The 5,911-nt window shown below is 68.1% G+C and carries 7 protein-coding genes; 3 read left to right on the forward strand and 4 right to left on the reverse strand.

Translation table 11 applies throughout. From position 1 onward, the window contains the following. Positions 1–208: 208 nt before the first annotated feature. Positions 209–469 (reverse strand): ATP-binding protein, encoded by a 261-nt coding sequence (locus ACIQIB_RS39075; protein ID WP_363615078.1) that lies wholly within the window; start codon positions 467–469, stop codon positions 209–211. Between the two features lie 659 nt (positions 470–1,128). Beyond that, entirely contained in the window at positions 1,129–1,443 is a 315-nt protein-coding gene (locus ACIQIB_RS39080) for a tyrosine-type recombinase/integrase (RefSeq protein WP_400764183.1), read from the reverse strand. 89 nt (positions 1,444–1,532) lie between these two features. On the opposite strand from ACIQIB_RS39080, the gene ACIQIB_RS39085 reads away from it, so the two are divergent. Continuing rightward, positions 1,533–2,165, forward strand: coding sequence for a class I SAM-dependent methyltransferase (locus ACIQIB_RS39085; RefSeq protein WP_400764185.1), 633 nt, complete (start codon positions 1,533–1,535; stop codon positions 2,163–2,165). An 18-nt stretch (positions 2,166–2,183) separates the two neighbouring features. On the opposite strand, the gene ACIQIB_RS39090 is transcribed toward ACIQIB_RS39085, so the two are convergent. After that, entirely contained in the window at positions 2,184–2,591 is a 408-nt protein-coding gene (locus tag ACIQIB_RS39090; protein ID WP_400764187.1) for a hypothetical protein, read from the reverse strand. Positions 2,592–3,224: 633 nt separating this feature from the next. Between ACIQIB_RS39090 and ACIQIB_RS39095 the strand changes: the two genes are divergently transcribed. Then, positions 3,225–3,743, forward strand: a complete 519-nt coding sequence (locus ACIQIB_RS39095; RefSeq protein WP_400764190.1) for a hypothetical protein — start codon at positions 3,225–3,227, stop codon at positions 3,741–3,743. A 190-nt stretch (positions 3,744–3,933) separates the two neighbouring features. Here ACIQIB_RS39095 and ACIQIB_RS39100 read toward each other — a convergent pair whose 3' ends face one another. Then, complete coding sequence (locus tag ACIQIB_RS39100; protein ID WP_400764191.1) at positions 3,934–4,599, reverse strand: 4'-phosphopantetheinyl transferase; 666 nt, start codon at positions 4,597–4,599, stop codon at positions 3,934–3,936. Positions 4,600–5,108: 509 nt separating this feature from the next. Between ACIQIB_RS39100 and ACIQIB_RS39105 the strand changes: the two genes are divergently transcribed. Then, complete coding sequence (locus ACIQIB_RS39105; protein ID WP_400650358.1) at positions 5,109–5,552, forward strand: hypothetical protein; 444 nt, start codon at positions 5,109–5,111, stop codon at positions 5,550–5,552. The last annotated feature ends 359 nt before the right edge of the window (positions 5,553–5,911 follow it).

Here is a 5,911-nt window from a genome sequence, read left to right on the forward strand (position 1 = left end):
GCAGCCCCATCACCGACGGCATCCGGTACCTCCACCGAAGAGACGACATGACACCCCGTCCCTGCCACCGAGGCACCGGCACTATGCCTGACCAGCGGAAACGCACCCGTCACTATCGGAAAGACAACGCCTTCTGAGCCAGAACCGCTTCTTATGCTCAGAGCCAGCCATCAGTGGGGGCCAGTCCTTCGTGCTGCCTGGCGGGTTGTCAGCTCTGAGCGGTGAGGAGGGATTCCTGGGTGGCCTGGTAGCGGTAGGACTCGGTGCCGGTCTGGATCAGGGTGCAGCGGAAGGTGATCCGGTCGGCGATGGCCGCGCAGAGGCGGGCGTCGCCGAAGGTTTTGTCCCACTCGGTGAAGGGTGAGTTCGTGGCGACGGCAGTGGCCTTGCGCTCCTCGCGCTCGGTGAAGATCTGGAACAGCAGCTTGGCGCCCTTGCGGTCCAGGTTGAGGTAGCCGAACTCGTCCAGCTATGCGGATATCCGCATAGCTGGACCTATGCCGAGACCGCGACTATGCCGAACGGGGTGTCAGCGTGGCTGGCCGCAACCGGTGAGGGGAATGCTCGTTCCGCATAGTCGTGGGGTCCTGCTGACGAATGGCTGCCCGGCTTCTGACACACTGGTGCCATGACAATGCAGCGAAAGGACCATGCCGCGTACGCGTCCTTCGGACCTGCGCTCGGACCGCCGAAGCTTCCCGGTTGAGCGTGGGCGATATTCGAAGGTCGGTCAGGTTTCTGGCTCGGCGCAGGCCGAGATCATCCGCTTGGAGCGAAGTCGCTTCGCGCCCGGTGACGTGGGCAAGGCTCTGGCTGCGTGGAGTGAGCTGGCGCATACTCCACGGCAGCGTTCGCCTGACGTTCGCACGGGATGTGGTGAACCGTCCTGCTGTCCGCCGGAGCCGGACGAGTGGCGGGAGCTCCTGGAGATCGTCATGCATGCCTTGCCTTCGAAGTCCGCGCGCGAGCTCGCCCGTATCGTCGGACGTTTGGGCAGCAGAATTCTCGATCATCCGGCCTTGAGACACACCGTTTCACCGCGCGGTCGATGGTGGCACTTCAGCCGGTGGCCGTGGGAGGACTGACAGCGGGCGTCGGGCTTTCATCCTGGGGTGCAGCTGATCGGTGTCACAGGCGGTCGAGGAACGCGAGGACCTTGTCGGTGGGCCGGTAGCGGCCCGGCCGGGCGGTGACCGGTGCGGTGAGGGCCAGCGCCTGTTCCTTGATGGTCATGTCGGCGTGGACGTAGGCGTCAGTGGAGCGAACGCCGGCGTGGCCGAGCCAGAGCGCGATGACCGTGGTGTCGACGCCGGCCTGCAGCAGCGACATTGCGCAACAGTGCCTTCTGTCCGCAGAGGCTGTGTGCGGATAGCTTCGTGTGGTCATTGAGCACGTCCATCGTCGACGCCGTGTTCGCGACGCTGGCGGTGCGGTGTGTGGCATTCCGAAGGCTCCAGTGTGATGCAGTTCACTGCTGTGGTCGCGCTGCTGGAAGGATGATCGCTGCGGAGCTGCTGTGACAGAGTCGGGTCATGCCGTTTGATCACAATGACCACTACCACCGTCTGCTCCTGCGTCAGATGCCGCAGAGCTGTCATGCGGCGCTGGATGTCGGCTGCGGGACCGGCCGGTTCGCCCGTCGGCTTGCGAGCCTGGACGTCGAAGTCCGCGCCGTTGACCCCTCGGAGGAGGCCATCGCGGCGGCCCGCGCCTTATCCGAGGGGATAGCCAGCGGCAGGGCGCCCAGGTTCGAGCACGGGGACGTGACTGAGCTTGAGTTGCCGAAGGGGCACTACGACTTCATCTCCTGCCTGGCGAGCATCCACCACATGCCGTTCGACACGGTCGCCGCGCTGCGCGACGCGCTTGCGCCCGGAGGGGTCCTGGTCGTCCTCGGCTGCTATCCGGAGAAGACGCGAGTCGACTGGGCCTGGAGCCTGGCGGCGGTTCCCGCCAATGCCGTTGCCAGGCTGGCGGTTGCGGTGATGGACAAGATCCGCCCCACCTCCGCCGGATCCGGACGTGGCCTGGCCAAGGCACCGGTGGCGCCGCCGACCATGCCCCTGTTCCAGATCCGGCAGGAGGCCGCGGTGCTGTTGCCCGGATTCACTCTGCGCAGACTCCTGTTCTGGCGCTATCTGCTCGTCTTCCGCAACAGCGGCTGACTCGGCTGCTGGTCGGCGTCAACTGCTCGAGCCGATCGTGATGGTGCGAGCCGTGGGAAGCCGGGTGATGCGGCTGGCCGCGTCGGCGGTGCCGCGAAGGCGGACGATCTCCTCGTGCTGGGCGGCGAGCCTCGCGAGAGCCCGGGCCCGGAAGTCGGTGAGCTCGTCGATAGTGCCCGCGGAGCGGGCCAGGCGTTCCTTCAACGCCGTGACCTCAGCTTTCAGGTCTGCGATCTGGGCCTCTTGTGGGTCGGTGACCTCTCCGGCCTGTTGCAGGGCTTGGAGTCGGCGTTCGAACTCTTCGCGCAGGTGGGCATAGGGGCGGGCTCCGTAGAAGGCGGTGCGGTCGACGGCGGCTTCGTTGGCGAGGGTCTTGATGTCGCATCGGCCTCCGGGCGGGATCTCGCCGCGCAGGAGGCGGTCCATGGCGGTCCGGGCGCGGTTCGACGCCTGGTACGCCGATGCGACTTCGTGTCGCCGGCGTCATCGTTCTCCTCTACGCTCAACCCCTGACCCGCATCGTCCAGTTGACGGTCGACGACGTGCTCAACGACGGAGAAGCAACGCTTCTGCGGCTCGGGGAACCCGCCTCACCCGTCCCCGTACCAGTCGCATCCCTGCTGCTGGAGTACATCGCAGGCCGCGACAACATGAACACCGCCACTAACCAGGCATCGCGCTGGCTCTTCCCCGGCCGGCGGGCAGGCCAGCCTGCCCGCCCAGACCACCTGTCCCGCGCTCCTGTGCGAGATCGGCATCCCGGTCGCCGCCGCGCGCGGCGCCGCCATCCGACAGCAACTCCTTGAACTTCCTGCCCCCGTCGTCGCGGATGCTCTCGGCTACCACGACAAGACCACCAGTCGCCTCCTTAAGGAGACCGGTGGGACGTGGAGCCGATACACCGCAGGCGACCACCTACGGTCACCATCCGGCTGGACAGCACCGCGAACTGACGGTAGCCGAATAGGCGAGCTCACCAGCACCAAGACCGTTAAAGCGGCCCTGCTTCCCGTCTTCCTGAGCCCCTGAGGGATCCTTGCCCACGTGCTTACAGTGCAGATGAACGATGCGGCGGCGGCCCTGCTCAGCGCATGGGCAGGACTCGCACCGACACAGTCCCCACAGGGACTGACAGCTGGCCTCCGTGATCTCACAGCCAACGGCATCACTCGCCACGGGGACGCCGTGGTGCTGACCGATACCGCCCGTCACCTGCGCGACACCGGACCCGGAGGCTTCATCGACCTCACCGCGTGGGAGTGCAGCGTCAACAGCTTCCACCTTGAGGATTTCGTGCCCGTGACCGTCGATGTCCTGGATGACGGCGAGCCCGTCATCGCCGAGGCCGATCAAAGGCTACTGCTGGCCCAGGGCCTCACGCTGGCCTTGCACATCTGCCATCTCGGGCGGTCCGTCGAACCTCCGCTCCAGATCCGATGCATCGTTAGCGCGAGTACCACCAACGGGACCTTCCGCTTCCACCGCATCCGGGTTGGCCAGCAAGAGCACCATCCGAACCTGGACAGGTACACGCTGGAGAAGATGATCGTCATCGACACGGGCTCGCCGAGTTCCTGACCTCCTGACCCGACAGAAGAAGCTCCCCGTCCTCCAGCCGCATCCGTCCAGAACTACGAACAGTCACCACCAGGCTTCCTGCGGCTGCGAATACGCGACAGTTGATTACGCGAGCTCACCAGTACCATGGCCGTTGCGGGAGTGTTGCGGCGCCTGGTCGGTGCCTCGTCGGCGGCCGTCCGGCGACTCGCTACGGGCGCCCGGCGGGCAGGAGGGTGATCGCGGTGGCGAGCAGGCCGTGGCTCACCGCCCAGCGGCCGTCGAAGGCGTCGATCCGCCGCCCGTCCACGACCGGCCCCGGCACCAGCAGTTCGGCCCGGAAGGTGCCGTCCGGGTGGAACGTGAGGTCGGCCTCGTGGAAGTCCAGGAAGAGCCCGGTGAGTGGGAACCACGTCTTGTAGACGGACTCCTTGGCGCTGAACAGCAGCCGGTCCCAGGGAAGTTGGGGGTGGTCGGCGAGCAGCTTGGATATCCGGTCCTGCTCGCCCGGCAGTGCGACGGCCTCCAGCACGTCCGCGGGCAGCGGCTGTGCGGGCTCGGCGTCGATGCCGAGCGAGACCACGTCACGGGCCAGAGCCACGGCGGCGGCGCGGAACCCGGCGCAGTGCGTCAGGCTGCCGACCACCCCGGCGGGCCAGCTCGGTGCACCGCGCAGGCCCGGCACCAGTGGCCGGTACGGCACACCGAGGCGGCCGAGCGCGGTACGGGCGCAGTGGCGCACCGTGGCGAACTCCCGGCGCCGGGTCTCCACCGCCCTGGCGATCACCGCCTCCTCGGCGGGCTCCAGCCGGGCCTCCGGCGAGTCGTCGTACGCCACTTCGACCACCACCGGAACAGGCAGCAGTTCGCCGATCACGGGCTCCCCCTCTTCGTCCGCACCACGCGGCCCCGCGCCGCGCCGAACGAGCCTAGCCCAGCGGGCCCCGGACCGCCCGGGATGCTGTCGGCGACATGGCGTGTGGGTCCTCGACTCCGCCCCGCCGGATGTGATCCGGCGGGGCGAAGCGCTGCCAGGTGGGAGGTTCGGGTGCGGGCCCGGGGTGTGTCATGAACCAGGCGTGCGTCCCGTCCGTGGGCGGCTTCGCCGTGGTCCTGCGTGGAGGTGACGGACTTCAACGGGCCGTGCAGCGCGATGCCGTGATCCCGGTGGGCGGCGGCCGGCCGTGCCGTGGGCCTGGTCGGGGTGCCGATGACACGGCGCGGATTTGAGCCACCGGGGGGTCAGATCCGGTACTCATCCCGGCATTTGGGTCCGGTCAGGGGTGATGGGCGGGGCGTCATGGAAGCATGCGACATGTGAAGCGTGACATATCACATGCGTTTCCCGGCTCCTCTTGCTGTCGGTTTTCGAAGGAGAGAACTCTGATGAAGCGTTTCGTCGCGGTCCTCGCGGTCGGTGCCGCACTGTCCGGGCTCGGTGTCGCGGGCGCCGCCCAGGCCACCGCGCAGACCACGGGCACGGTCGCGACTCCGTCCGCGACCACCTGCGCCTACGGCCCGGTCGGCATCGTCCGGAACCAGGTCTGCGTCACGGTCGACGGCGGCCTCGTGTCCGCCGCCGGCTACTCGACACCTGCCCGTTCCGACTGGATCCCGCAGTCCGTCTCGTACAGCCTGAACCTCGGCATCACCGGCGGCGTCCCTCTCGAAACCGAGAACCTCACCGGCATCGTGCCCCGTGGCGGGCTCGCGGTCGGCTACGTCGCGAGCACCGTCCCGTGCGGCTCCAGCGTGACGGCCACCCTCCAGACCGTGAGGCAGGGCTGGCCGCCGGCGACCGCCACCGTAACGGTGCCGGTCACCTGCTGATCCCCCGGCAGCACGCATTTCGCCAACAGCATCCGCCCGGGTCGGGCGACGTCCTGGCCGCGCACGCCGTAGGGGAGTGTGTCTGGCCGGTCCTGAGCGAGGAGCGCCGCGTCGGCCTCGGTGACCGGCAGGCCCAACTCGTCCTGGATGAGCGCGATCAGGTCGCCACCGCCGCCCGCCCTGCCGGTGCCGGATGCCTGCCAGGGGTGCGGGCGGGGGATCCGGCACCGGCAGCCTGCGGCGGTCGGCCGAATCCGGCCTAGGCCCAATGCCGGTGACTTAATTCGTGTCTCGCTTGGTGATCGTGACGGTGGCTGGTTGGGGTGGTGGCCAGTTGCGGTGTTGGGCGCGTTTGAGGG

The sequence above is a fragment of the Kitasatospora sp. NPDC092286 genome (assembly GCF_044755565.1).
Taxonomy (GTDB): Bacteria; Actinomycetota; Actinomycetes; order Streptomycetales; family Streptomycetaceae; genus Kitasatospora.